The organism is Pseudomonas sp. MT92 (assembly GCF_058792515.1).
Genome location: NZ_JBXAFA010000012.1, coordinates 242,020 through 268,880, shown reverse-complemented (window position 1 = coordinate 268,880; position 26,861 = coordinate 242,020). Strand labels below are relative to the sequence as shown.

General features: G+C 60.2%; 20 protein-coding genes and 1 pseudogene. 16 read left to right on the top strand and 5 right to left on the bottom strand.

Going from position 1 to position 26,861, the window contains the following annotated elements; translation table 11 throughout:
• From AC1Q6D_RS22625 to AC1Q6D_RS22590, 8 genes and pseudogenes are all read left to right on the top strand, one after another.
• Window positions 1-1,246 (top strand): annotated as a pseudogene (locus tag AC1Q6D_RS22625) (toxin VasX); the annotation flags it as partial.
• Window positions 1,243-2,184 carry a hypothetical protein gene (locus tag AC1Q6D_RS22620; RefSeq protein WP_103403373.1) on the top strand — a complete coding sequence of 314 codons (942 nt, stop codon included), beginning with the start codon at window positions 1,243-1,245 and terminating at the stop codon, window positions 2,182-2,184. The pseudogene AC1Q6D_RS22625 and the gene AC1Q6D_RS22620, both read left to right, overlap by 4 nt.
• Window positions 2,184-2,414 carry a hypothetical protein gene (locus AC1Q6D_RS22615; protein WP_103403372.1) on the top strand — a complete coding sequence of 77 codons (231 nt, stop codon included), beginning with the start codon at window positions 2,184-2,186 and terminating at the stop codon, window positions 2,412-2,414. The genes AC1Q6D_RS22620 and AC1Q6D_RS22615 overlap by 1 nt, the downstream gene beginning before the upstream one ends.
• Window positions 2,411-3,379, top strand: coding sequence for a hypothetical protein (locus AC1Q6D_RS22610; RefSeq protein ID WP_103403371.1), 969 nt, complete (start codon window positions 2,411-2,413; stop codon window positions 3,377-3,379). Before AC1Q6D_RS22615 ends, AC1Q6D_RS22610 begins: the two co-directional genes overlap by 4 nt.
• Complete coding sequence (locus tag AC1Q6D_RS22605) at window positions 3,379-3,609, top strand: hypothetical protein (RefSeq protein WP_103403370.1); 231 nt, start codon at window positions 3,379-3,381, stop codon at window positions 3,607-3,609. The genes AC1Q6D_RS22610 and AC1Q6D_RS22605 overlap by 1 nt, the downstream gene beginning before the upstream one ends.
• Window positions 3,606-4,538 (top strand): DUF6708 domain-containing protein, encoded by a 933-nt coding sequence (locus tag AC1Q6D_RS22600; protein ID WP_103403369.1) that lies wholly within the window; start codon window positions 3,606-3,608, stop codon window positions 4,536-4,538. The genes AC1Q6D_RS22605 and AC1Q6D_RS22600 overlap by 4 nt, the downstream gene beginning before the upstream one ends.
• A gap of 400 nt (window positions 4,539-4,938) precedes the next feature.
• Window positions 4,939-5,262: a hypothetical protein gene (locus AC1Q6D_RS22595; protein WP_090465534.1), complete on the top strand. Its 324-nt coding sequence runs from the start codon at window positions 4,939-4,941 to the stop codon at window positions 5,260-5,262.
• Between the two features lie 79 nt (window positions 5,263-5,341).
• On the top strand, window positions 5,342-6,181 hold the full coding sequence (locus AC1Q6D_RS22590) for a 23S rRNA (adenine(2030)-N(6))-methyltransferase RlmJ (protein WP_103403368.1): 840 nt from the start codon (window positions 5,342-5,344) through the stop codon (window positions 6,179-6,181).
• A gap of 51 nt (window positions 6,182-6,232) precedes the next feature.
• Here AC1Q6D_RS22590 and msrA read toward each other — a convergent pair whose 3' ends face one another.
• The 5 genes from msrA to aceE form a co-directional block, all read right to left on the bottom strand.
• Window positions 6,233-6,880: a peptide-methionine (S)-S-oxide reductase MsrA gene (msrA, locus tag AC1Q6D_RS22585; RefSeq protein WP_103403367.1), complete on the bottom strand. Its 648-nt coding sequence runs from the start codon at window positions 6,878-6,880 to the stop codon at window positions 6,233-6,235.
• A gap of 96 nt (window positions 6,881-6,976) precedes the next feature.
• A complete protein-coding gene (locus AC1Q6D_RS22580; protein WP_103403366.1) occupies window positions 6,977-9,670 on the bottom strand; it encodes a putative bifunctional diguanylate cyclase/phosphodiesterase in 2,694 nt (897 codons plus the stop codon).
• A gap of 262 nt (window positions 9,671-9,932) precedes the next feature.
• Window positions 9,933-11,327 (bottom strand): alkaline phosphatase D family protein, encoded by a 1,395-nt coding sequence (locus AC1Q6D_RS22575; protein WP_103403365.1) that lies wholly within the window; start codon window positions 11,325-11,327, stop codon window positions 9,933-9,935.
• 279 nt (window positions 11,328-11,606) lie between these two features.
• The gene (gene aceF, locus AC1Q6D_RS22570; RefSeq protein WP_103403364.1) at window positions 11,607-13,574 is read right to left on the bottom strand and encodes a dihydrolipoyllysine-residue acetyltransferase; all 1,968 of its coding nucleotides are present in this window, start codon (window positions 13,572-13,574) and stop codon (window positions 11,607-11,609) included.
• Window positions 13,575-13,585: 11 nt separating this feature from the next.
• A complete protein-coding gene (gene aceE, locus AC1Q6D_RS22565) occupies window positions 13,586-16,231 on the bottom strand; it encodes a pyruvate dehydrogenase (acetyl-transferring), homodimeric type (protein WP_047536585.1) in 2,646 nt (881 codons plus the stop codon).
• Window positions 16,232-16,614: 383 nt separating this feature from the next.
• Here aceE and glnE point away from each other — a divergent pair, with 383 nt between their 5' ends.
• The 8 genes from glnE to AC1Q6D_RS22525 all read left to right on the top strand — a co-directional run bounded on the left by glnE (window position 16,615) and on the right by AC1Q6D_RS22525 (window position 26,711).
• The gene (gene glnE, locus AC1Q6D_RS22560; protein WP_103403363.1) at window positions 16,615-19,551 is read left to right on the top strand and encodes a bifunctional [glutamate--ammonia ligase]-adenylyl-L-tyrosine phosphorylase/[glutamate--ammonia-ligase] adenylyltransferase; all 2,937 of its coding nucleotides are present in this window, start codon (window positions 16,615-16,617) and stop codon (window positions 19,549-19,551) included.
• A 201-nt stretch (window positions 19,552-19,752) separates the two neighbouring features.
• On the top strand, window positions 19,753-20,787 hold the full coding sequence (waaF, locus tag AC1Q6D_RS22555; protein ID WP_047536589.1) for a lipopolysaccharide heptosyltransferase II: 1,035 nt from the start codon (window positions 19,753-19,755) through the stop codon (window positions 20,785-20,787).
• Window position 20,788: 1 nt separating this feature from the next.
• Window positions 20,789-21,850 carry a lipopolysaccharide heptosyltransferase I gene (waaC, locus tag AC1Q6D_RS22550; RefSeq protein ID WP_103403361.1) on the top strand — a complete coding sequence of 354 codons (1,062 nt, stop codon included), beginning with the start codon at window positions 20,789-20,791 and terminating at the stop codon, window positions 21,848-21,850.
• On the top strand, window positions 21,850-22,974 hold the full coding sequence (locus tag AC1Q6D_RS22545) for a glycosyltransferase family 4 protein (protein ID WP_103403360.1): 1,125 nt from the start codon (window positions 21,850-21,852) through the stop codon (window positions 22,972-22,974). Before waaC ends, AC1Q6D_RS22545 begins: the two co-directional genes overlap by 1 nt.
• On the top strand, window positions 22,971-23,777 hold the full coding sequence (gene rfaP, locus AC1Q6D_RS22540) for a lipopolysaccharide core heptose(I) kinase RfaP (protein WP_103403359.1): 807 nt from the start codon (window positions 22,971-22,973) through the stop codon (window positions 23,775-23,777). The genes AC1Q6D_RS22545 and rfaP overlap by 4 nt, the downstream gene beginning before the upstream one ends.
• Window positions 23,777-24,511, top strand: a complete 735-nt coding sequence (locus AC1Q6D_RS22535) for a lipopolysaccharide kinase InaA family protein (RefSeq protein ID WP_103403358.1) — start codon at window positions 23,777-23,779, stop codon at window positions 24,509-24,511. Before rfaP ends, AC1Q6D_RS22535 begins: the two co-directional genes overlap by 1 nt.
• Complete coding sequence (locus AC1Q6D_RS22530; RefSeq protein WP_103403357.1) at window positions 24,508-25,260, top strand: lipopolysaccharide kinase InaA family protein; 753 nt, start codon at window positions 24,508-24,510, stop codon at window positions 25,258-25,260. The genes AC1Q6D_RS22535 and AC1Q6D_RS22530 overlap by 4 nt, the downstream gene beginning before the upstream one ends.
• Window positions 25,260-26,711, top strand: coding sequence for a lipopolysaccharide kinase InaA family protein (locus AC1Q6D_RS22525; RefSeq protein WP_103403356.1), 1,452 nt, complete (start codon window positions 25,260-25,262; stop codon window positions 26,709-26,711). The genes AC1Q6D_RS22530 and AC1Q6D_RS22525 overlap by 1 nt, the downstream gene beginning before the upstream one ends.
• Window positions 26,712-26,861: the final 150 nt, after the last annotated feature.

Below are 26,861 nucleotides of genomic sequence, written 5' to 3'. Positions count from 1 at the left end.
GGCCAACAGTGGTGGGGTGGTGCCGTTGGCGGCGTTGTTGTTGAACGTGGTCAATGCGAATAACTATTTGAGTCAGGCCGGGGTGTTGGAGGGGATGGACAGCCGGCGGGTCAATGACACGATTTCGGCGACGTTGTATGCGGGGGCGGCGCTGGTGGCGGTGGTTGATAGTCAGGTGCGGAAGGGGTTGGGGCGGGATAGATTTCACTTCTATGGGTCAGCGGCACCCACACTGACTCTGTTTGGTGGAGTGATTGGGCTGCTATCAGTCGGTGCAGCATTCGCAGAGTTCAACTCTCTGAAAATTCAACTGGAGAGTGCCCAAAGCCGAGTCGACCCGTGGTTGGAGATGCGCCAAACCGTGGTCGGTGGACAAATAGCGACCTTCGGCACTCAAGCGCTGTTAGGGGTTGGCTACACCGCTCGTGCCCTGGCAGGGTCAATTACCGTCGATGTCGCCATCTTGCGTTACACGCTGTACATGGGACCGTTGAACTGGCTGATTCTCATACTGGGCGTATTGCACCTGATCACCAGCCTCCTGCAGAAAACCCCGCTGCAAAACTTCCTGAACAACTGCTGCTGGTCAAAGGCGCGGGCCAACGATCTGCAGCCAATCCCGCCCAAGGCCCAGCAGGATGAGCTCGACCGGCTCTACTTCATCCTGTATGCGCCTCGGGTCAGCATGGAAAGCAACTTGAAGTCCAACCATGGTAATGGCCCTTCCCGCCTCGAGTATTACAGTTCCATCAATCACCTGACCCTCGACTTGCCAGGTGCCGAACCCGACAGTGTCTACCTGGAATTGAGCATGGTCGGTGATCCGCTGGACAGCCTGAACTACCGTGAACAGATCAAAACCGGCCGGCGCGATCATTTCAAGCCACTGCGTCCCTGGCGCGACCTGACACCGCACTGGCTGGCCAGCAGCGCCTGCCAGTGGATACCGTTCAAGGAAGGGCAGGGCCTGCGCCTGAGTGGCCCGTTCAACACACTGAGCAATGTCTTGAGCTCCCAACCCGCCACGGTTTCCCTGCGTGTGCGCTATCGCACGCCATTGACCGCCATGCTCGGCGCCCAACACTTCATCGGCGGCGAGCGAGGGCTGGCCTTTACCCTGAATCACTCAACGGGCGTGACCGCCCTATGGGCGGACCCGACGCCTGAACTGGATCGGGTGCCGAACTACCCGCTCGGCGAGGACCATCCCGGTGCGATGTACCTGCAACCCAAGGGCAAACGATGAGCACGCACCCGGTAGGTACCACGAAAAAACGGCTGCTTTCGCGCAATGACTACCTGGCGCCATTGCCCATCCCCACAGGTAGAAAACCTTCCGATGTGCTCAACGTTATCTGGCGCAAAAATGAGGTGTTTCTGGATGTTGGTAGCTACAGCATCGGCTCTGCGGTGATGGTGATGTGGCCTTCGCTGATGGTGGTTTTAGCCATGTCTTTCTTCACGAGAAATCTCGACTCTGATTTCAGCCAAGGTATTTTGATCCTGGGGGCGATTGTTTTGGGTATTCCGGTACTGATCTTGATCCATGGCCTCTTCCGCGAAGTCCCTCTCCCCGTGCGCTTCAACCGCCAACGCCGAGAAGTCTGCGTCCCGCGCGACGATGGCGAATACTGGATTGTCCCGTGGGAAACCGTGACCGCCGCCGCCACCCAGCAGTCGTCGGTCAGTCAGGCCGGTCGAGCCACCATGGGTTTGTTGATCATTGGCTTCGAAAACCCGGACCCGCAGGCCAGGGAAGACAATAAGCACTATTCATTGGGCTTCAACTGCGGCGGCGGGACCACGGCGATGGCGTTGTGGGAGTGTATGCGTAGCTACATGGAGGTTAGTCCGGAAGCCGCACCGGAGGCTGCAGCGCTTAACTCCGGCGCCAACCTGCGTTACTACATCGATTACCTGAACGATAAAGCCAAAGAACGCGGCTGGTTTTTAACAGTGCTGTGGGAAGGAGTGTTTGGCATATTTATCTTCAATGCTCCACTCGCCACCTACCTGCAAAGGAAAAAGCTGTACCCGCCGCCAGACCTGCTCTACCCCGAGATCATCGAATGGTCAAAACCGTTGCCTCCCGAGCAATGGGCCAAACGCTCCCCGGAACTGGAAGCCGCCATCGCCCAGCGCGAGGCGGAACTGGCCGCGCAGGCGGAGCGGGAGTTGGCGTGATGGTGCATACCCGAGGCCTGCGTGTGCGTTATCGCACGCCATTGATCGCGATGCTCGGCGCCCAACACTTCATCGGCGGCGAGCGGGGGCTGGCCTTTACCCTGAATCACTCAACGGGCGTGACAGCCCTATGGGCGGACCCGACGCCTGAACTGGATCGGGTGCCGAACTACCCGCTCGGCGAGGGCCATCCCGGTGCGATGTACCTGCAACCCAAGGGCAAACGATGAGCACGCCCCCGGCAGGCAGCACGAAAAAACGGCTGCTTTCGCGCAATGACTACCTGGCGCCATTGCCCATTCCCACAGGTAGAAAACCTTCCGATGTGCTCAATGTCATCTGGCGCAAAAACGACGTTTTTTTGGATGTTGGCAGCTACAACATCGGCTCTGCGGTGATGGTGATGTGGCCTTCGGTGATGCTGTTTTTAGCCATGTCTTTCTTCACGAGAAATCTCGACTCTGATTTCAGCCAGGATGTTTTGATCCTGGGGGCGATTATTTTGGGCATTCCGGTACTGATCTTGATCCATGGCCTCTTCAGCGAAGTCCCTCTCCCCGTGCGCTTCAACCGCCAACGCCGTGAAGTCTGCGTCCCGCGCGACGATGGCGAATACTGGATTGTCCCGTGGGAAACCGTGACCGCTGCCGCCACCCAGCAGTCGTCGGTCAGTCAGGCTGGTCGAGCCACCATGGGTTTGTTGATCATTGGCTTCGAAAACCCGGACCCGCAGGCCAAGGAGGACAATAAGCACTATTCATTGGGCTTCAACTGCGGCGGCGGGACCACGGCGATGGCGTTGTGGGAGTGCATGCGCAGCTATATGGAGATAGGGCCGCAGGCTCTGCCAGTCACAAATGACTTTGAAGGCGGGCGAGAAAAGCTGCGGGGTAGAAACGTCGTTTGGGGTATTAGCTGTGAATATCTGGATGGCATCAGGCGATACCTGGTCGCGCAGGAAGTGGGCAAGGCGCTATGGCTTGTCATCGGGGCCATATTTCTAGGCGGTCCGCTGGCGATGATGTTGCAGGAATGGAAATTATCGCCACCCCCCGACCTGCCCTATCCCGACATCACCGAATGGTCAAAACCCCTGCCTCCCGAGCAGTGGGCCAAACGCTCCCCGGAACTGGAAGTCGCCATCGCCGAACGCGAAGCCGAACTGGCCGCGCAGGCGGAGCGGGAGTTGGCGTGATGGCGCATACCCGAGTCCTGCGTGTGCGCTATCGCACGCCATTGACCGCCATGCTCGGCGCCCAACACTTCATCGGCGGCGAGCGAGGGCTGGCCTTTACCCTGAATCACTCAACGGGCGTGACCGCGCTGTGGGCGGACCCGACGCCGGAACTGGATCGGGTACCGAACTATCCGCTCGGCGAGGACCACCCCGGCGCGATTTACCTGCAACCCAAGGACAAACGATGAGCACGCCACCGGCAGGCACCACGAAAAAACGGCTGCTTTCGCGCAATGACTACCTGGCGCCGTTGCCTATACCCACCGGAGAAAAACCGCAGGACGTACTCAACATCATCTGGCGCAAGAACGGGGTGTTTATTGATATTTGCAATTACAGCATCGGTTCAGCGGTGATGGTGATGTGGCCCACGCTGATGGTGTTTTTAGCCATATCTTTCTTCACTCGAAATCTCGACCCTGATTTAAGCCAAGGTATTTTGATCCTGGGGGCGGTTATTTTGGGTATTCCTGTGCTGATCTTGATCCAAGGCCTCTTCCGCGAAGTCCCGCTCCCCGTGCGCTTCAACCGCCAACGCCGAGAAGTCTGCGTCCCGCGCGACGATGGCGAATACTGGATTGTCCCGTGGGAAACCGTGACCGCCGCCGCCACCCAGCAGTCGTCGGTCAGTCAGGCCGGTCGCGCCACCATGGGTTTATTGATCATCGGTTTTGAAAACCCGGACCCGCAGGCCAGGGAGGACAACAAGCATTTTTCACTGGGCTTCAACTGCGGCGGCGGCACCACGGCGATGGCGTTGTGGGAGTGCGTTCGCAGTTATATGGAGGTCGGTCCGCAGGCGGTTCCTGAAAGTCGTGTCGGCATCGCTCCCTACGAAGAAACACAAATTGGTTCGATCATCACCGACTTGCGCAAGGGCAATCTGCTAGGCGTTTTTTGGGGCGTTTTCTGCATCACGATTTTGGGCACTTACTTGGCGGAGAAACTTCAGAACTTGAAACTTTCTTATCCGCCCGACCTGCCCTATCCCGACATCATCGAATGGTCAAAACCCCTGCCTCCCGAGCAGTGGGCCAAACGCTCCCCGGAACTGGAAGCCGCCATCGCCGGGCGTGAGGCGGAACTAGCCGCGCAGGCCGAGCGGGAGTTGGCGTGACGGCTTATGCCCAAGGTCGGGAGAGGATTGAACAGACTCAAATCTCTTTTGTGGATGTGGTCCGCTGCGAAATTTCCGGGCAAGGTCTTCGGACATTTCCTTCAAAACGTAACGGTTTTCGTGAACTGTTGGCGCGTCGGTTTCATGGGTAGTCTTTGGCGGTCACTGACCATTCAGTGGTGGGGTGTAGGAACCCGTTAAGACCAGTTGAAACGCTTTGGTGTCGACACCTGATTTGCGGCCACTAACGTGCGTCCGTAAGATCTGTTGCGGCGGCTGTGCGCGGGCACGCTTCGGCGTGGTCGAGTTCTCTGGTCTCGATATTCCTACCCCGCGTATGGCTGCCACCCAAGCCCGTAGGAAGGCCGATGGTAGCCCCGCTTCTACCAGAGGTTAAAAAATGAAAACCATACATCCCGATCCCCCCTACGAAAAACCGACCCCTCATCCCGACAATCGCTTCATGGCATTGACCAGCAACTGCAGCGACATGCCCACCCTGTTTGTCGACACCCACGCGCCGCTTGATGTTTTGTATGACGCGGCCAACCATCGCATTCGCGCCGTCACCCAGGTGCTTGAAAACCTGTCCATGCGAGGTTCGATCGAGTGCGAGTCTTTCATCCTCAGCGACTTCGCCTTGCTCTGCGCCATTTCGTTGCGCGATGGCTGCGATGTGCTGGATGTGGTTGGGCGGCGGTTGCGGGCTCGGTCACCGCTGTAGTGTAGGGGGCCGCTCTGTCGCCAACCCCTGACTTGCCGGCCGGTAAAAGGTAAACTTCCCGGCCTTCGCAGGAGCAGCCATGAATTATCGTCACGCCTTCCATGCCGGCAATCACGCCGATGTGTTCAAACACCTGACCTTGACCCGCCTCATCGCCCTGATGTCGCGCAAGGAGCAGCCGTTTGCCTATCTCGACACCCACGCCGGCATTGGTCTGTATGACCTCCAGGGCGATCAGGCCAGTCGTACCGGTGAGTACCTGGAGGGCATCGCGCGTTTGTGGGATCAGCCGGACCTGCCGCTCCTGACCGCCGATTACATGCAGGTGCTGCACGAAATGAACCCGGATGGCCAGTTGCGCTATTACCCGGGCTCGCCGGAGTTGGCGCGGCGTCTGACCCGTCCTCAGGATCGCGTGCTGCTCAATGAGAAGCACCCGGAAGACGGCGTATTGCTCAAGGACAACATGGCCGGCGATCGTCGGGTCAAGGTGCACTTGGGCGAGGGCTGGCATGTGCCGCGTGCCTTGCTGCCGGTGCCGGAGAAGCGCGCGGTGATGTTGATCGACCCGCCGTTCGAAAAGCTCGACGAGATGCAGCGCTGCGCGGCGTCCTTGAAAGAGGCGATTGGCCGGATGCGGCAAACCGTGGCGGCGATCTGGTACCCGGTGAAGGACCAGCGTGCGTTGCGCCGTTTCTATCAGGACCTGGCTGGCACCGGTGCGCCGAAGTTGCTGCGCGTGGAGTTGCTGGTGCATCCGCTGGATACGCCCAACAGCCTGAACGGTTCCGGGCTGGCGATTGCCAATCCGCCGTGGGGGCTGGAGGAAGAGTTGCGTGAGTTGCTGCCGTGGTTGTCCGAGAAGCTCGGGCAGACCCAGGGCGGGTGGCGCATGGATTGGTTGATTGCCGAGAGTTGACTCTGTACCTGTAGGAGCGAGCAGACTCGCTCCTACAGGTTTGTTGACCGATTAAATCGGGCAAGTCACGCCGGTACCGCCAATCCCGCAATAGCCTTCAGGGTTTTTCGCCAGGTATTGCTGGTGATACGCCTCGGCGTAGTAGAAGGTTGGGGCTTCATCGATTTCGGTGGTGATGATGCCTTTGCCGGCCTTGGTCAGTTCGGCCTGGAACACTTGCGCGCTCTTCTTCGCCGCCTCCAGTTGCTCTGGTTTGGTGGCGTAGATCACCGAGCGGTACTGGGTGCCGATGTCGTTGCCCTGGCGCATGCCTTGGGTCGGGTTGTGCAGTTCCCAGAACATCTTCAGCAGCTGTTCGTAGCTGACTTTTTCCGGCTCGTAGACCACGAGCACGACTTCGCTGTGGCCGGTCAGGCCCGAGCAGACTTCTTCGTACGTCGGGTTCGGCGTGAAACCGCCGGCATAACCCACAGCGGTGCTGTACACGCCTTCACGCTGCCAGAACCGACGCTCCGCGCCCCAGAAACAGCCAAGGCCGAAGATGGCGAACTCGACGTTGCCGGGGAACGGACCCAGCAGCGGGTTGTGGTTGACGAAGTGTTCGTCCGGCACCTTGATCGGGGTTTCGCGGCCGGGCAGAGCTTGTTCTTTAGTAGGGAGCACGTTTTTGTTCACCAGAATTTCCGAGCGCAGAACCATTATCAGTCCTCTCAGTCAGGTTGAGATGTCGTCAGACCGCCAGTGTGCCCAATACCGTCCATTTACGCACTAACCCTGTGGGGGGCAGGTGTGCTGTCAGGCGATCGGGCCGCGCGGGTAGCGTTGGAGCTTTTCGATCAGCTCGGAGCCCGGGATCGGTTTGTCGAACAGGTAGCCCTGGCCAACGTCGCAGCGATGGCGACGCAGGAAGGCCAGTTGCTGGGCGGTCTCGATGCCTTCAGCCACGACCTTGAGTTTCAGGTTATGGGCCATGGCGATCACCGCGGAGGTGATTTCCATGTCGTCCTGGTTGTCCGGGATTTCGTGAATGAAGCTTCGATCGATCTTAATGATGTCGATGGGGAATTTTTTCAAGTAACTAAGCGACGAATAACCGGTGCCGAAGTCGTCCATGGCCAGGGTCAGGCCCAGGCGCTTGAGCTGGTCGAGTTGCAGGTGGGTGTCTTCGGTGGCCTCCAGCAACAGGCCTTCGGTCAGTTCCAGTTCCAGCAAGTGGGCGGGCAGCGCTTCTTCCTTGAGGATGTTGGCGATGGAGGCCACCAGGTCCGGGTCGGAAAACTGTTTGGGCGACAGGTTGATCGCCACCTGAAGATTGCCCATGCCCGCGGCGGTCAGCTCTTTGCTCTTGCGACAGGCCTGGCGCGCGATCCATTTGCCGATGGGAATGATCAGGCCGGTTTCCTCGGCCACGCTGATGAACTGGTCCGGACGGATCATGCCTTTTTCCGGATGATTCCAGCGCAGCAGCGCTTCCATCCCCAGCAGGCGACCGCTACGCAGGCACAGCTTGGGCTGGTAGAACACATCGAGTTCGTTCTGGGTCAGGGCGCGGCGCAGGTTGTTTTCAACGAACAGCTTGTAGCTGGCCTCGGCGTTCAGGGCTTCGGTGAACACTTGCACCTGGTGTTTGCCGTTGGCCTTGGCCTTGTGCAGCGCCAGGCCGGCGTTACGCATCAGGGTCTGCGGGTCGCGTCCGTGCAGTGGCGCACAGGCCAGGCCCACGGAGCCGGTCACGCTGATCAACTGGTTGTCGACGAACATGGGTTTGTCGAGGGTTGCCAGCAGTTGATTGGCCACTTGTTGGCTTGTCGCCAGGTCGCTGTTGTCCAGCAACACGGCGAATTCGTTACTGGCAAAACGCGCCAGGCTGCCGCTCGGGATAAGGCTGTTGCGCAGGCGCCGGGCCAGGCTGATCAACAGTTTGTCGCCGGTCTGGTGACCGAGGCTGTCGTTGATCCGCTTGAAGTTATCGATGTCCACCAGCAACAGGCTGATCGGGGTGTCGGCATCGCGGGCGAAGCGTTCGTCGAGGTTGCGGATGAACGCCGGGCGATTGCCCAGGTTGGTCAGGTTGTCGGTGTAGGCCAGGCGCTCGATGCGTTGCTGGGCGAGCTTGGTCTGGGTGATGTCTTCGTAGATGCCGATGTAATGGGTCAGCTCGCGATTGTCGCCGTAGACCTTGGAAATCGACAGCTGGCCCCAGTACGGTTCGAGGTTTTTGCGCCGGCTCTTGAATTCGCCTTGCCAGCTGTTGCTCTTGGCCAGCGCCGAGGGCGCGTCGAACAACAGTTCGCTGAGGTTTTCCAGGGCCGGCAGTTCCGACAGCCGCTGGCCATGGACTTCTTCGGTGCTGTACTGGGTGATCGCGGTGAAGCTCGGGTTGACGTACTCCACCACCCCATCGCAATTGACCAGCAAAAAGGCGTTGGCACTTTGCTCGACCGCCCGCTGGAACAGGTGCAGCGCGCTGGTGGCGGTGCGCCGGTTGTGATTGCTGATGACCTGAGCGAACTGATCGGCCAGTTCGCCGGCAAAGGCGATTTCGTCCGACTGCCAGAGGCGGGTCGCACCGGATTGCTCCAGGCACAGTACGCCGACCACTTGGCCATCGACCCGAATGCTGGCGTCGAGCATCGCGTTGACATTGCGCGGGAGCAGGCTTTCGGCCATGTCCCGGGTGCGCGGGTCGCGAATGGCGTTGTGGGCATCGATGGCGCGGCCGGTTTGCAAGGCTTCAAGGTAGTCGGGGAAATGGCTGGCGTCGATGGGCGCCGGCAGCAGGTATTCCCCGCTGGTGCGGTGATAGGCCGAGATGGGCACCAGCATCGAGCCTTCCAGGTTCCACAGGCTGGCGCAGTCGATTGCGTAGATATCACAGGCGCTTCGCGTAATCAGCTCGGCGGCTTCCTGCAGGGAATTGTTGCTGCTGTAGCGCTGGCGGGTCAGCAGCAGGATCAGGTCCTGCTGGGCGCGCGCCCGTTCCAGATGCTGCAGTTGTTCCTGCTGGGCGCGCTGGTTGAGTTCCAGGGCGATTTGCAGGCGCGAGTTCTGGTTTTCCAGATCCAGGGCCGGCAGCAAGGGGTCATCTTCGAACAGGCCGTCGATCACCAGCAGGTAACCGCGCAGCAGGTGTCGATTGTGTTGCTTGTAGGGTTCGCCCATTTCCAGCAGGTTCAGCGAGCCGGAGGCGGTGTGCAGGGTGTAGCGGATCAGGTAGTGCGAGTGTTCGCTCAGTTGGTGCTGGATCGCATCATGCAATTGATAGCGCGCTTCCGGCTCCATCAGGCTGGCGTAGGGCGAGCCGACCAGAGCGCACAGCTCCATGGCCGGCAGGCCGAACTGGCGTTCGCAATTGGGATCAAGAAACAGCAGCGCCCAGCTTGCTTCATTCAGCCGTTCGAAACGCAGCATGCCGAGCCGCGAGGGCACAGGCAACTGCGTCACTACCTCGGCCACCATACGGCTGGCGGCATCGGGTTGGCTTTTCATGGAGGGAAACTCGCTTCGAATTTGCTGAATGCGCCGGGCTTTCGCCCCTTTACTGTTGCCTGCCGCAAGGTTGCATCATTGCGATACCGACTGACAAGAGACATGAAGGCCAAGTGCTATAAGAATATGTCCTTCGAAGTGAAGATTTCTTCAATCGGCGTCAGGATTAAAGGTGTTGGCAGAACAGATCGCAGCCTTTTGGCAGCTATATATGGAAATGGCGGACCTCTTTGGCAGTGCCACGGACTGCGATCTTTTGCTCCTATCGCAACGAAATGCGGGTCGCCTGTAGAAGGTTGCCATCCCGATCGTGATAGCGCACATGAATGTGCTGCGTATCGACGATCACGTGCGCGAAGTTGTCCTGGCTGATCACTTTGCCGGTCAGTTGCTGGCGATAGTCCCCCGCAGCGGTTCTGACCAAGGGTTGGTCGAGGATGAAGGTTTCGGCTTTGGCGTAGGGCAGCATTTTGCTGTTGCACAGCGGTGAGGAGACGATGGTGTGGAGTTCGAAGTCAGGGTCTTCACTGTGGGTCAGGCGGCTGGTCAGGGAGCCGTGGACGTCACCGGAAACGAAGACGACATTCTGGATGCGGTGAGTACGAATCGTCTCCAGCAGTCGTAGCCGTTGCTCGGGGAAGGCTTGCCAGGCGTCATCGTCCGAGCGCTTGCAGTCAGGGTAGAACATCACGCTGGTGACCACGAACTTGACCCGCGCCGGGCTGTGGATCAGCCATTTGCACAATGCGTATTCCTGCTCGGCATCCAGAATGCGGCGGTCGGCTGCCGAAAGATTGCGCCGTGTTCTGCTGTCGGTGACAAACCATTCGATATCGCCTTCTGTGAACTGATACCAATATTTGTCCAGCTTTCTATTTATTTTCCCGCTGGCAGAAAGTTCGTGTGCAGGGCTGTGGCTGGCTTGATATAACTCGTAGGCCTTTGTTGCATTGGCATATAAGTGGTCGTCGGATTTGTTCTTGTTGGCTGGCCAGTTGTCCTCGATTTCATGATCATCGAGGATCATATAAGTTGGCAGGCTGGACATTAACTTTGCGATGTTCGGTTGCGAGAATGCCACGCGGTACTTGTGAAGAATTTCCCCGAGTTCCCGGTCGGGGGCGAGGAAGTTCAGATCATCGACGTAAATCTGATCGCCTGTCATTAACATGGCGCTGACGGGCGGCTCGGCTTGTTCGACCACATTGGATATCGAGGCAAAAATCCTGTCGCCCACATGAGGCGCGGCGGCAATGCCCGCGGTGATGCGCAGATAGCGGCAAGACCCCACAATGTAGGCTCTGGGCAGGGTCTGCTGGCTGGAGCGGGTGCGAAAGCGGTGGATCTGTCGCGGCCATTGCAGCGGCAGCTCCTGAACCGTCTCCACGGTGTGCACCGGGTTCATCGGGCTGAACCAGCCGGCCTGGTATTCATGGTCGGTGTCGGCAGCCAGATCGTTGAGCGCAATGACTTCGGACATGTCGCGCAGGCTGTCGAGTTTTGCGAAAGTGCCTTTTGACCAGCGTTCTTCACCGCGTCGTCGATAGCGAATGCCGGCAAATACCAGGGCGCCCTTATGTTTATCTCCGCGCAAGAATATTCGGACATGGTTAGTTGTCGTATGGCCAATAATCGGGCCCACTGTTGGTTGGAACATATTCGATTCCATTCGGCGTTCTGCCATTCGGTCAGGTGAAGTTGTTTTGGGGGTGTGCAATAACGGTGTAACTAAGACTAATTATTGAACCCTGAAAAATATCGAGCCGAAATGGATTGGAGTTGTGGGCGATATCAGCCACAAATGTAGGAAGGCATTCTTTTCGATTAAAAAACGCAGGCAAAAAAAGCCCCGCCAAATTGGCGGGGTTGAGGTACGAGCGTGGCGCTCGGAAAACAGAACGCGACAGGCCCTCCGGTGAAGGAGGGCCGGCCGGTGTTACAGCAGGATGGTACGGATGTCCGCCAGCAGGTCGCTCAGACGCTTGGTGAAGCGTGCAGCAGCGGCGCCGTTGATCACGCGGTGATCGTAGGACAGCGACAGCGGCAGCATCAGTTTCGGCTGGAAGGCTTTGCCGTCCCAGACTGGCTGGATGGTTGCCTTGGAAACACCGAGGATCGCCACTTCCGGCGCGTTGACGATCGGCGTGAAGCCGGTGCCGCCAATGTGGCCGAGGCTGGAAATGGTGAAGCAGGCGCCTTGCATGTCGTCAGCGGTAAGCTTCTTGTCGCGCGCCTTGGCAGCCAGCGCAGCCGCTTCAGCCGCAAGCTGCAGCAGGCTCTTCTGGTCGACGTTCTTGATGACCGGTACCAGCAGACCTTCTGGCGTGTCGACCGCGAAGCCGATGTTCACGTACTTCTTGCGGATGATCGCCTTGCCGCTTGGCGCCAGCGAACTGTTGAAGTCCGGCAGTTCCTTGAGCAGGTGGGCGCAGGACTTGAGCAGCAGCGGCAGGATGGTCAGCTTGACGCCAGCCTTCTCTGCAACGGCTTTTTGAGCGATACGGAACGCTTCCAGCTCAGTGATATCAGCCGAATCGAACTGAGTCACGTGCGGGATGTTCAGCCAGCTGCGATGCAGGCTCGACGCGCCGATTTGCATCAGGCGGGTCATCGGCACTTCTTCGGTTTCACCGAAGCGGCTGAAGTCCACGACCGGAATCGGCGGGATGCCCGCCCCACCGGTTGCGCCGGCAGCAGCGGCCGGTGCTTCCTTGGCCTTCTGCATCATGGCTTTGACGTAGACCTGCACGTCTTCCTTGAGGATGCGACCGTGCGGGCCGCTGGCGCCCACGGCGCTCAGCTCGACACCGAATTCACGGGCCAGTTGGCGCACGGCCGGGCCGGCGTGAACCTTGGCGCCTGGCTTGGCTGGAGCTGCAGCCGGGGCAGCAACCGGTGCGGCCGCAGCAGGAGCAGCAGCGGCGGCTGGAGCTGGAGCACTCGGCGCAGCGGCGGCAGGTGCCGGAGCAGCAGCCGGTGCGGCGCCTTTGACTTTCAGCTTCAGGATCAGGTCGCCGGTACCGACTTCGTCGTCCAGCTTGATCGAAACGCTTTCCACCACGCCAGCGGCAGGCGACGGGATTTCCATGCTCGCCTTGTCGGATTCCAGGGTGATCAGCGACTGGTCGGCTTCAACGCTGTCGCCGGCCTTGACCAGGACTTCGATGATCTTGGCCTTGCCCGACGAACCGATGTCCGGAACGTGGATGTCCTGAACGCTGTCGGCCACCGGTGCGGCCGGAGCAGCAGCGGCAGGCGCAGGAGCAGCGGCGGCAGGAGCGGCAGCCTGGGCCGGAGCGGCAGCCGCCGGCGCCGCAGCACCCGCCACTTCCAGGTCCAGAATCAGGTCGCCGGTGCCGACTTCGTCGTTAAGCTTGACGCTGATGGCCTTGACCACGCCAGCGGCAGGCGACGGGATTTCCATGCTGGCCTTGTCGGATTCCAGGGTGATCAGCGACTGATCAGCCGCGACGGTGTCGCCGACCTTGACCTGGATCTCGATGATCTGGGCCTTGCCCGACGAACCGATGTCCGGCACGTGCACTTGCTGAACCGAAGCGGCAGCAGGTGCAGCGGCAGGCGCGGCCGGTGCTGGAGCAGCGGCAGGAGCAGGTGCGGCTTCTGCTTTTGCAGCAGGCGCAGCGGCAGCCACCGGGGCCGCCGCAGCGGCACCTTCGACTTCCAGCTCCAGCAACTCGTCGCCTTCTTTCAGGCGATCGCCCAGCTTCACTTTCAGGCTCTTGATGATGCCGGCCTTGGGAGCAGGGACTTCCATGCTCGCCTTGTCCGATTCCAGCGTCAGGATGCTCTGATCGGCTTCGATACGGTCGCCGACCTTCACAAACAGTTCAATTACTTCACCTTCACCGCTGCCGATGTCAGGTACGCGAATGAGTTCGCTCACAGAATCTCTCCTCAGCAGTCCAGTGGGTTGCGTTTTTCCGGGTTGATACCGAACTTGGCGATGGCCTCGGCCACCACTTTAGGTTCGATGTCACCACGGTCAGCCAAGGCTTCCAGGGCTGCCAGCACCACGAAATGACGGTCGACTTCGAAGAAATGACGCAGTTTCTTGCGGCTGTCGCTGCGACCGAAACCGTCGGTGCCCAGGACTTTGAATTCCTTGGACGGTACCCACTGACGGATCTGCTCGGCGAACAGTTTCATGTAGTCGGTAGAGGCGATGACCGGACCTTTGCGGCCGTTCAGGCACTCTTCCACATAGCTCAGCTTAGGCTTCTGGCCAGGGTGCAGACGGTTGCTGCGCTCAACGGCCAGGCCGTCGCGACGCAGTTCGTTGAAGCTGGTAACGCTCCACACATCGGCGCCGACGTTGAACTCTTCACGCAGGATCTTCGCGGCTTCGCGGACTTCACGCAGGATGGTGCCGGAGCCCATCAGCTGAACGTGGTGCGCCGCTTCGCGGTTGTCTTCCTCGAGCAGGTACATGCCCTTGACGATGCCTTCCTCGACACCGGCCGGCATGGCTGGCTGCTGGTAGGATTCGTTCATCACGGTGATGTAGTAGAAGATGTCCTGTTGTTCTTCGGTCATCTTCTTCATGCCGTCCTGGATGATCACCGCCAGCTCGTAGCCGTAGGTCGGATCAAAGGTGCGGCAGTTCGGGATGGTGGCAGCCAGGATGTGGCTGTGACCGTCTTCGTGTTGCAGGCCTTCGCCGTTGAGCGTGGTGCGGCCGGCGGTGCCGCCGATCAGGAAGCCACGGGTACGGCTGTCGCCAGCGGCCCAGGCCAGGTCGCCGATGCGCTGGAAGCCGAACATCGAATAGAAGATGTAGAACGGCAGCATTGGCTGGTTGTGGTTGGAGTACGAAGTGCCGGCAGCGATGAAGGAGCTCATGGCGCCCGCTTCGTTGATGCCTTCTTCGAGGATCTGGCCCTTCTTGTCTTCCTTGTAGAACATCACCTGGTCTTTATCGACTGGCTCGTAGAGCTGGCCGACGGAGGAGTAGATGCCCAACTGACGGAACATGCCTTCCATACCGAAGGTACGGGCTTCGTCCGGGATGATCGGGACGATGCGCGGGCCGATTTCCTTGTCCTTGACCAGTTGCGCCAGGATGCGCACGAAGGCCATGGTGGTGGAGATTTCACGGTCGCCCGAGCCGTCGAGGATGGCCTTGAGGGTATCGAGGGACGGGGTCGGTACGCTGAAGCTCTGTGCGCGGCGCTGTGGTACGAAACCGCCCAATGCAGTGCGGCGCTCGCTCAGGTAGCGGGCTTCGGCGCTGTTTGGCTCCGGCCGGAAGAACGGCAGGTTTTCCAGCTCTTCGTCCTTGACCGGAATGTCGAAGCGGTCGCGGAACAACTTCAGGCTGTCGACATCGACTTTCTTGGTGTTGTGCGCGGTGTTTTTCGCTTCGCCGGCACCGGTGCCATAACCCTTGATGGTCTTGGCCAGGATGACGGTCGGTTGTTCTTTGTGGTTGACCGCTTCGTGGTATGCCGCATAGACCTTGTACGGGTCGTGGCCGCCACGGTTGAGCTTCCAGATCTCGTCGTCGGACAGGTCTGCAACCATCGCCTTGAGTTCTGGCGAGTTGAAGAAGTGTTCACGCACGAACGCGCCGTCTTTGGCTTTGTAGTTCTGGTACTCGCCGTCGATGACTTCGTCCATGCGACGTTGCAGGATGCCGTCGACGTCCTTGGCCAGCAGTGGGTCCCAGAAACGGCCCCAGATGACTTTGGTCACGTTCCACTGAGCACCGCGGAACACGCCTTCGAGTTCCTGGATGATCTTGCCGTTGCCGCGAACCGGGCCGTCGAGGCGCTGCAGGTTGCAGTTGATGACGAAGATCAGGTTGTCGAGCTTCTCGCGGCCAGCCAGCGAGATCGCGCCCAGGGATTCCGGCTCGTCGCACTCGCCGTCGCCCAGGAAGCACCAGATTTTTTGCTTGCCGGCAGGAATGAAGCCACGGGCTTCCAGGTACTTCATGAAACGTGCCTGGTAGATCGCCTGGATCGGGCCCAGACCCATGGACACGGTCGGGAACTGCCAGAAGTCAGGCATCAGCCACGGGTGCGGGTAGGACGACAGGCCCTGACCGTCGACTTCCTGGCGGAAGTTGTTCATCTGGTCTTCGGTGATGCGGCCTTCCATGAACGCACGGGCGTAAACACCTGGAGAAGTGTGACCCTGGAAGTAGATCAGGTCGCCGCCGTGCTCGTCGGTCGGGGCCTGGAAGAAGTAGTTGAAGCCGATGTCATACAGGGTCGCGCTGGAAGCGAAGCTGGAGATGTGACCGCCGAGGTCAGAGTCTTTCAGGTTCGTACGCATTACCATGGCCATCGCGTTCCAGCGTACCAGCGAGCGAATGCGGCGTTCCATGAACAGGTCGCCAGGCATGCGTGCTTCGTGGGTAACGGGGATCGTGTTGCGGTAAGGCGTGGTGATGGCGTAAGGCAACTGCGAACCGCTGCGGGTCGCGAGTTCACCCATACGGGTCATCAGATAGTGAGCACGGTCTTCGCCTTCTTTGTCGAGAACCGATTCCAGGGCGTCCAGCCATTCCTGGGTTTCGACGGGATCGAGGTCTTGCATGGCTTGCTCCAGGGCGGAAAGGCTACCAGAATCGGTTGCCTGAGTTAGCGACTGGCCTTGTGGGCAGACGTTATGAATTCTTGGATTGCCGATAGGTTGTTCCGGCGGCGTGTAGTTTTACTACAAATCATCCGGCATTTCAGCCTTGTTAATGTATATACGAGTAGTAAAACTACAGATAAGCGGCTTGTGGCCCCCGGCTGCGTTGTGAGAATAATCGTTAAGGTTGGTCTTTTGCCAACCGAAAAAGGTGAAAGCTTGATGCTGGCTGCCAAAAAAAAAGAATTTTCAGCTATTTCTAACTTTTGTTCGACAGTCCTCCAGGTAGTGTGTTTGCCAGATTCACTACATGCAGCCCAATACACGCCGATCAAGGATAGACCATGAGCCTCCCTTCGCTCGCCGAACTGCCCGCCATTCTGCTGCCGTTTGTCACCCGTGCAGAGCAGTCGTTTCGTACCGCCGTCAGTGCTTTGGACGATGACCATGGCCTGTCCGCCTGGACGCCTGAACGCTGGGCGCAATTTGCCCGTGTGACCGCCGCCAGCGATTTCGTGATTGAACAGAGTGTTCGTGACCCTTTGATGTTGCTGGACCTGGTGCGGTCCGGCGAACTCGACCGCAGCTTCGCTCCCGGCGAGTTGTGCGCGCAGATTGCCGCGGCGGTGAGCGCCGCCGAGACCGATGATCAGCTCGGCCGCGCGTTGCGCCGTCAACGTGCGCGTCATCAGGTACGGATTATCTGGCGTGACCTGACCCGCCAGGCCGATCTGGTGCAGACCTGCCGCGACCTTTCCGACATGGCCGATGCCAGCATCGACCAGGCCTATCAGTGGCTGTACTCGCGCCATTGCCAGCAGTTCGGCGTGCCGACCGGTCGACGCAGTGGCCAGCCGCAGCAAATGGTTGTCCTGGGCATGGGCAAGCTCGGTGCGGTGGAACTCAATCTGTCGTCGGACATCGACCTGATTTTCGCTTACCCCGAGGGCGGCGAAACCGTTGGCGTGAAACGTCCGCTGGATAACCAGGAATTTTTCATCCGTCTTGGCCAGCGCCTGATCAAGGCGCTGGACCCGATGACCGTCGACGGCTTTGTGTTCCGCGTCGACATGCGCCTGCGGCCTTACGGTTCGGCGGGTGCCCTGGTCCTGAGCTTCAACGCGTTGGAGCAGTACTACCAGGACCAGGGCCGCGACTGGGAACGCTACGCGATGATCAAGTCGCGGGTGGTGGCTGGCGATCAAGTGGCCGGCGCGCAACTGCAAGAGATGCTGCGCCCCTTCGTTTACCGGCGTTATCTGGACTTTTCGGCCATCGAAGCGCTGCGCACCATGAAGCAGCTGATCCAGCAGGAAGTGCGGCGCAAGGGCATGGCCGACAACATCAAGCTGGGCTCCGGTGGCATCCGGGAAGTCGAGTTCATCGCCCAGGCTTTCCAGTTGATCCATGGCGGCCGCGACTTGAGCCTGCAACAACGTCCACTATTAAAGGTGCTGAGCACGCTGGAAGGTCAGGGTTATCTGCCGCCGGCGGTGATCAGCGAGCTGCGCGAAGGCTACGAATTCCTGCGATACACCGAACATGCGATCCAGACGATTGCCGACCGCCAGACGCAGATGCTGCCCGACGGCGAACAGGATCAGGCGCGCATTGCCTTTATGTTGGGCTTCGCCGATTGGGCGGCTTTTCATGAGCAACTGATGTATTGGCGCGGCCGCATTGCCTGGCACTTCGCCCAGGTGATCGCCGATCCCGACGAAGACGATGCTGAAAGTGAAGTGGTGGTCGGTGGTGAGTGGCTGCCGCTTTGGGAAGAAGCTCAGGATGAAGAGGCGGCCTGTCGCCAGTTGCAGGAGGGCGGTTTCACTGACGCTCCCAAGGCGCTCAAGGCCCTGGCCAGCCTGCGCGGCAGTCCGCAATTACGCGCCATGCAGCGTCTGGGACGTGAGCGCCTCGATGCGTTTATCCCGCGTTTGCTGGCTCAGGCCGTGGAACACGCCAACCCGGACCTGGTGCTGGAGCGGGTGCTGCCACTGGTCGAAGCCGTGGCTCGCCGTTCGGCGTATCTGGTGCTGCTGACCGAAAACCCCGGCGCCTTGCGACGCCTGCTGACCCTGTGCGCGGCGAGCCCGTGGATCGCCGAACAGATCACCCGCTTCCCGTTGCTGCTCGACGAACTGCTCAACGAAGGCCGGCTGTTCAAGCCACCCCTGGCGCCGGAACTGGCCGCCGAATTGCGCGAGCGCCTGACGCGGATTCCCGAAGACGACCTCGAACAGCAAATGGAAGCCTTGCGCCATTTCAAACTGGCGCACCGCTTGCGGGTGGCCGCGTCGGAAATCGCCGGCAGCCTGCCGCTGATGAAAGTCAGTGATTACCTGACCTGGCTCGCCGAAGCGATTCTGGAGCAAGTGCTCGCCCTGGCCTGGCGTCAAACCGTGGCCAAGTACGGTACGCCGCTGCGCACAGACGGTACCCTGTGCGATCCTGGCTTCATCATTGTCGGTTATGGAAAGGTCGGCGGCCTGGAGTTGGGGCATGGTTCGGACCTGGATCTGGTGTTCATCCATGATGGCGATCCGCAAGCGGAAACCGACGGGCCGAAGCCTATCGACGGTGCACAATTCTTTACCCGCCTGGGGCAGCGGATCATTCACTTGCTGACGGCCCAGACCAACTCCGGCCAGCTCTATGAAGTGGATATGCGCCTGCGACCGTCCGGTGCGGCAGGGTTGCTGGTGAGTTCGCTGGGGGCCTTTGCCCGCTATCAGGAAAATGAAGCCTGGACCTGGGAGCATCAAGCATTGGTTCGGGCTCGGGTGCTCGTGGGCAGTGAGGATGTTGGTCGGGCGTTTGAACAGGTTCGCGCGTCGATCCTGGGCAAGGCGCGTGATTTGCCGACCTTGCGCCAGGAGGTCAGTGAGATGCGCGCCAAGATGCGCGACAACCTCGGCAGCAAGAGCACTGCTGCCGGCACCGGGGCAAATGCCTTCGAGGCCACGGCGCCGTTCGATCTCAAGCAGGACGCCGGAGGTATCGTCGATATTGAATTTATGGTGCAATACGCGGCCCTGGCGTGGTCCGAAACACATCCGCCATTGCTGCGCTGGACGGACAATATCCGCATTCTGGAAGAGCTGGAGCACGAAGGCCTGATGCCCGCCGAAGATGCCAGCCTGTTGCGTGAAGCCTATAAAGCTTACCGCTCCGCCGCCCACCGGCAGGCCTTGCAGAAGGACCCGGGGGTAATTCCCGGCGACCAGTTCGCGGACGAACGGCGACAGGTCATGCGGATCTGGCGAGAACTGGGGCTAAGCTGAGGCGGGATTTGATACGCCAATCTCCCCTGTAGGAGCGAGCCTGCTCGCGATGAACTTGAGAGCGCCGCGGGGTGCCAGACGTGCCGCGTTATCGTTAACGATCATCGCGAGCAGGCTCGCTCCTACAGTAGATTTGCGTTGTTCTGTAGAATTTTCGAGGCGGGGAGGCATAAGCCTCCCCGGATCGTTTTTGGAAACCACATGAAAATTCTGATCGTTGGGCCCAGTTGGGTCGGTGACATGGTGATGGCGCAGACACTGTTTCAGTGTCTCAAACAACGCCACCCGCAATGCGAAATCGACGTGCTGGCCCCCGAGTGGAGCCGGCCGATTCTTGAGCGCATGCCCGAAGTCCGCCAGGCCTTGAGCTTTCCGCTCGGTCACGGCGCGCTGGAGCTGGCGACGCGTCGGCGTATCGGAAAATCCCTGGCCGACCAGTACGACCAGGCGATCCTGTTGCCCAATTCCCTGAAGTCGGCACTGGTGCCGTTCTTTGCCGGCATTCCCAAGCGCACCGGTTGGCGCGGTGAGTTCCGTTACGGCCTGCTCAATGACGTGCGCACGCTGGACAAGGAACGTTACCCGCTGATGATCGAGCGCTTCATGGCCCTGGCGTACGAGCCGGGTGTTGAATTGCCCAAGCCTTACCCACGGCCGAGCCTGCGGATCGACCCGGTGACCCGCGAAGCGGCACTGGCCAAGTTCGGTCTGGCCCTCGATCGTCCGGTGCTGGCGCTGTGCCCGGGCGCCGAGTTCGGCGAGTCCAAGCGCTGGCCGTCCGAGCACTACGCCAAGGTCGCCGAAGCGAAGATCCGCGAAGGCTGGCAAGTCTGGCTGTTCGGTTCGAAAAACGATCACGCCGTGGGCGAGGACATTCGTTCGCGCCTGATTCCCGGTTTGCGCGAAGAATCGGTGAACCTCAGTGGTGGCACTTCGCTGGCCGAGGCCATCGATCTGCTGTCCTGCGCCGATTCGGTCGTATCCAACGACTCCGGCCTGATGCACGTCGCCGCCGCGCTGAATCGTCCCCTGGTGGCGGTCTACGGTTCGACGTCGCCGGGTTTCACGCCGCCGCTGGCCGAACATGTCGAGATCGTGCGCCTGGGCATCGAATGCAGTCCCTGCTTCGACCGCACCTGCCGCTTCGGTCATTACAACTGCCTGCGCCAGCTCATGCCGCAAGCGGTGAACGAAGCCTTGCAGCGTTTGCAGGGCACTGTGGTCGAGGTCCAATAGCTTGCGGGTACTGCTGATCAAGACTTCATCGCTGGGCGACGTGATTCATGCGTTACCGGCATTGACCGATGCTGCGCGGGCAATTCCCGGCATCAAGTTCGACTGGGTGGTGGAAGAGGGTTTTGCCGAGATCCCCACCTGGCACCCGGCGGTGGGCAAGGTGATCCCGGTGGCGATCCGTCGCTGGCGCAAGAACATCTGGCAGACCATCAAGAGCGGGGAGTGGAAGCGCTTCAAGCAAAGCGTTCGTGCGACTAAATACGATCTGGTCATCGATGCCCAGGGCCTGCTAAAAAGCGCCTGGCTGACCCGTTACGTCAAGGCGCCGGTGGCCGGCCTCGATAAAAGCTCGGCACGCGAGCCGATCGCTGCGCGTTTCTATGATCGGCGCCTGGCGGTTGCCCGTGGTCAGCACGCGGTGGAGCGGGTCCGTCAGTTATTCGCCATCGCCCTCGGCTATGACCTGCCCAAGGGCTTGGGCGACTACGGGCTGAGCGTCGAGCGCCTGGTGGAATTGCCACGCAAGAATCCTTACGTGCTGTTTCTGCACGGCACCACCTGGGACACCAAACACTGGCCCGAAGCCTACTGGCGCGAGCTGGCCGAGCGTGTCGGGTATCTGGGCGTCGGGGTGAAGTTGCCTTGGGGCAATGCCGTCGAGAAGGCCCGCGCCGAGCGCATCGCCAAAGACATGAAGCACGTCGAAGTGCTGCCCAGGCTGAATCTGGCCGGTGTTGGCAAAGTATTGGCCGGCGCGCAAGGCTGCGTGGCAGTGGACACCGGCCTGGGTCATCTGGCCGCTGCACTGGATGTGCCGACGCTGTCGCTGTTCGGCCCGACCAATCCGGGCCTGACCGGGGCCTATGGCAAGTCGCAGATTCACCTGGCCAGCGACTTCCCTTGTGCGCCGTGCCTGCAAAAGAAATGCACCTATCAACCGACGGCCGAAGATGCCCGTCGGTTCGACCTGAAACGCGAGTGGCCGCTGTGCTTCACGCGTCTGAATCCTGAGCGTGTCGCGAGCCGACTGAGCACGTTGTTACTGGCTGAGGAGCTGCGCTGATGCAATTGGCATTTGTCCTGTACAAATATTTCCCCTTTGGCGGCTTGCAGCGTGACTTCATGCGCATTGCCCTGGAGTGCCAAAAGCGCGGTCACCAGATTCGCGTCTACACGTTGATCTGGGAGGGGGAAGTGCCGCCGGGCTTTGAAGTGCTGGTCGCGCCGGTCAAGGCGTTCTTCAACCACCGGCGCAACGAAAAACTCAGCGAGTGGATGGAGGCGGACCTGGCCAAGCGTCCGGTCGACCGCTTGATCGGCTTCAACAAAATGCCGGGCCTGGACGTCTATTACGCCGCCGACGGTTGCTTCGAAGACAAAGCGCAAAATCTGCGCAACGCGCTGTACCGTCGCTGGGGTCGCTATCGCCACTTCGCCGAGTACGAGCGCGCGGTGTTCGCCAAGGATGCCAAGACCGAAGTGCTGATGATTTCCGAAGTGCAGCAGCCGTTGTTCATCAAACATTACGACACGCCGCTCAAACGCTTCCATCTGCTGCCTCCCGGCATCGCCCAGGACCGTCGCCGCCCGGCGAATGCGGACGAAATCCGTGCCGGCTTCCGCGCCGAATTCAGCTTGAAGGATGATGAGCTGCTGTTGGTCCAGATCGGCTCCGGATTCAAGACCAAAGGCGTGGATCGCAGCCTCAAGGCCCTGGCCGCATTGCCTGCCGATCTGAAGAAACGTACCCGGCTGTTTGTAATTGGCCAGGACGACCCCAAGTTATTCCAGATGCAGAGCGCGACGTTGGGGCTCGGCGATAACGTGACGTTCCTCAAGGGTCGCAGCGATATTCCGCGTTTCCTGCTGGGGGCCGATGTGTTGATTCACCCGGCCTACAACGAAAACACCGGCACTGTGCTGCTTGAAGCGCTGGTGGCCGGGCTGCCGGTGCTGGTGAGTGCGGTGTGTGGTTACGCCCATTACATTGCCGAGGCCGATGCCGGCCTGGTGCTGGACGAACCGTTCGAGCAGGCGCAATTGACGCAGTATCTGACGGGCATGTTGAACGACGCTCAAGCACGGGCGGCCTGGAGCCGCAACGGTGTGGCCTTCGCCGAGACGGCCGACCTCTATAGCATGCCGCAGCACGCGGCCGATGTGATTCTGGCGGAGCACGCTGAATGAAGTTGATGCTGGCTGAACCGTTCAAGAGCCTTTGGGCTGGACGCGACCCGTTCGCGGAAGTCGAGGGGCTTCAGGGCGAGGTGTACCGCGAGCTCGAAGCTCGCCGCACCCTGCGCACTGAAGTGGACGGTAACGGGTTTTTCGTGAAGATTCATCGTGGCATCGGCTGGGGTGAGATCTTCAAGAACCTGCTCACCGCCAAGTTACCGGTACTCGGCGCGGGCCAGGAGTGGAAAGCCATCCAGCGCCTGCAGGAAGTCGGCGTGCCGACCATGACCGCCGTGGCTTACGGCGAAAAGGGCAGCAACCCGGCGGATCAGCACTCGTTCATCGTCACCGAAGAGCTGGCACCGACCGTCAGCCTCGAAGATTTCAGCATCGATTGGGTCAGACAACCGCCGGAGCCAAAACTCAAGCGTGCGCTGATCGCCGAAGTGGCGCGCATGACCGGCATGATGCACCGCGCCGGGGTCAACCATCGCGACTGCTACATCTGTCACTTCCTGCTGCACACCGACAAACCGGTCACCGCAGACAACTTCAAGCTCTCGGTGATCGACCTGCACCGCGCCCAGACCCGCCCGGCGATCACCCGGCGCTGGCGCAACAAGGATCTGGCGGCGCTGTACTTTTCGGCGCTGGATATCGGATTGACCCGGCGCGACAAGTTGCGTTTCCTCAAGGGTTACTTCCAGCAGCCACTGCGCCAGATCCTCGCCGAAGAAGCGTCGCTGCTGGCCTGGCTCGAAGGCAAGGCCAACAAACTCTACGACCGCAAACAGCGCTACGGGGATGCGCTCTGATGTCGGGCTGGACACTGGAACCGGCATACAGCGATCTGGCAGACGACTTCGGCAGTCTGGAGGCAGTGTTTGCGCTTGAGGGTGAACGCCTGACACGTGATCCGCTGTCCGAGGTCATCCGCGTACAGCGCAATGGCGTCAACTATTACGTCAAGCGCTATGTCGGGGCAGGCAAAGGCCTGCGCCGCTACCTCGGCAAGCCGAGGGTGAAAATGGAATGGCAGAACCTCAAGCGCTTCGCCAAATGGGGCATTCCCACCGCCGAGGTCGTAGCGTGGGGCCTGGAGCGGCGCGGCGCGGCTTACGATCGAGGAGCGATGATCACCCGCGAGCTGCCGCATACCGAAGACTTGTCGGCGCTGGCCCATCGGCACGACCTGAAACTGGCCGACCGTGCGTGGGTCGATACGGTCAGCCGCCAATTGGCCGGCTACACCCGGACCATGCACGATCACCGCTTTACCCATAACGATTTGAAATGGCGCAACCTGCTGATCGACGATCAGGCCAGGCTGTTCCTGATTGATTGCCCCAACGGTGATTTTTGGCGCGGTTTCTGGCTCAAGTACCGCATTACCAAGGATCTGGCGTGTCTCGACAAGGTCGCCAAGTATCACTTGTCGGCTACCCAGCGCCTGCGCTTTTACTTGCAATACCGCCAACGGACCCGGCTCAATGCGGCCGACAAAAAACGGATCCGGCACGTGGTGAGATTTTTCGAGGGGCGTGAATGACTGATTTCCTGGCGGCTGAAGACCGTGAGCTGCTTGAGCGCCACGGTCTCGGCACTTTCGACGCCCTCTGGACACGGCAGCTGGATGCCGTGGACGAGCCCAACTCTGTTCCTGGCGGCTGGAGCAGCGTGTTTCGACTGAACCTGGAAGGTCATGGTTTTTACCTCAAGCGCCAGAGCAACTACCTGATGCGCACTTTGCATGCGCCTTTTGGCGAGCCCAGTTTCGCCCGCGAATTCCGCAACATCAGCCGCTACGAAAAGCTCGGTATTCCAGCGTTGGAAGCGGCGTTCTTCGGTCAGCGCAGAGCCAATGGCGAAGTCCGGGCCATTCTGCTGACACGTGCCCTGGATGGCTGGGATGACCTGGATTCGCTGTTGCAGCGCTGGTCGGACCTGAGCGAGGCGCAGCACTCGGCCATCTTGCGGGCCTGCGGGCAATTGGCGCGGCTTGTGCACAGCCGGCGCCAGGTGCACGGCTGTTTTTATCCCAAGCACATATTTCTGCGGGCCACCGGTGACGGCTATCAAGCCCAGTTGATCGACCTGGAAAAGACCCGGCCGTTGCTGTTTGGTCAGCGTGACCGGGTCAAGGATCTGGAGCCGTTGCTGCGTCGGGCGTCTGTGTGGAGTGCAGCGCAGGTACGCGAGCTGTTGGCCGCGTACCTGGATCAAGCGCAGGACAGTTCGCTGGTCGATAGCTGGGCAGCGCGACTGACCGCGCGCCGCGACCACAAGGAGCAACGCTGATGCGTTTGTCCGAGCTGAAAAACGCTGGCCGCAGCCCGAGCCTGCCGCTTAGCCTCTCGTTGGCCGATGCCGCCGGGCCGGCCGATTTGCAGTTGCTGAGCCTGTTACGGGTTTTACCGGGGCAGCGTTATGTGGGCGCCGGTATCTGGCGCGGACGCCCGGTATTGGCCAAGCTGTTGGTGGGCAGCAAGGCAGCGCGGCATTTTCAGCGAGAGCTGGCTGGCGTTCGTCTACTCGCCGAACAAGGACTGACCACGCCACTGTTGTTGGCCGATGGCCTCAAGGATGGCGAGGGCGGTTGGCTGCTGTTCGATTTTCTGGAGGGCGCCGAAAGCCTCGATGATGCCTGGAAACGGGTTGAACACCTGCCAATGCTGGCCGATGAGCAATCAGCCGTCCTCGCAGAAGCCCTGGGCGCGATCGGACAAATGCACCGCAAGGGCCTTTGGCAGGAAGACTTGCACCTGGACAACCTCTTGCGCCAGGGCAATCGCCTCTATTTGATCGATGGCGCCGGGATTCGCAGCGAAACGCCTGGCCAGCCATTGTCGCGCCAGAAAGTCCTGGAAAACCTCGGGGTGTTTTTTGCCCAGTTGCCCAAGTCGATGGAGCCGTACATCGAGGAGTTGCTGGTCTATTACCTGTTGAGCAACGGCGAGCATGCCTTGCCCATGGAGGCCTTGCAGAAACAGATCGACAAGGTCCGCAGCTGGCGCCTCAAAGATTTCCTGATCAAGGTCGGTCGCGATTGCACGCTGTTCAGTGTCCGGCGGGGCGCATTCGGTTTGCAGGCCATTCGTCGCGAAGAAGAGGCGGCGATGCTGCCGGTTCTGGCGCAGGCCGATGCCTTGCTCGATCAGGGCCATCTCTACAAGACCGGCGGCGCGGCGAGTGTCGGCAAGGTCGAGGCGGGCGGTCGTACACTGGTCATCAAGCGCTATAACATCAAGGGTTTCGCCCATTGGCTCAAACGCTTCTGGCGCCCGAGTCGTGCCTGGCATTCCTGGCGCGAAGGCAATCGCCTGGCGTTCCTTGGCATCGCTACGCCCAAACCCCTGGCGTTGCTGGAGAAGCGTTTTTTCTGGCTGCGCAGCCGTGCCTATCTGGTCACCGAGTATCTGCCGGGGCCGGATATCATCGAGCGTTTTGCGCCTTACGTTGAAAATGGCGACGCTCCAGAGGCCGAGCTGTTGGCGCTGGATCACCTGTTCGCCGAATTGATTCGAGCGCGCATCAGTCATGGCGATTTCAAGGGGCACAACCTGTTCTGGCAACAGGATCGCTGGGCGCTGATCGACCTGGATTCGATGTGTCAGCACGGCTCGCTCGGCAGCTTCGCGCCGGCGTATGCGCGGGATCGGGCGAGGTTCATGCGTAACTGGCCGCAAAGCAGCGCCCTCTATCGAGTCATCGATGAGCGTTTGCCCAAAGACATCGTCAGTGCTGACTGAATCGCCTTCGTAAGCCAGTCGAGGAGGCCCGAACAGCCAGCAATAAATCGGGACAAGTCCCAGGGAATTGTCCTACGCGATCTTGAGAAGCCATGAACTGTGGCCTGAATGACCACGGTGCTAGTTTGCCTGACGTTCTCGGAGGGCAGA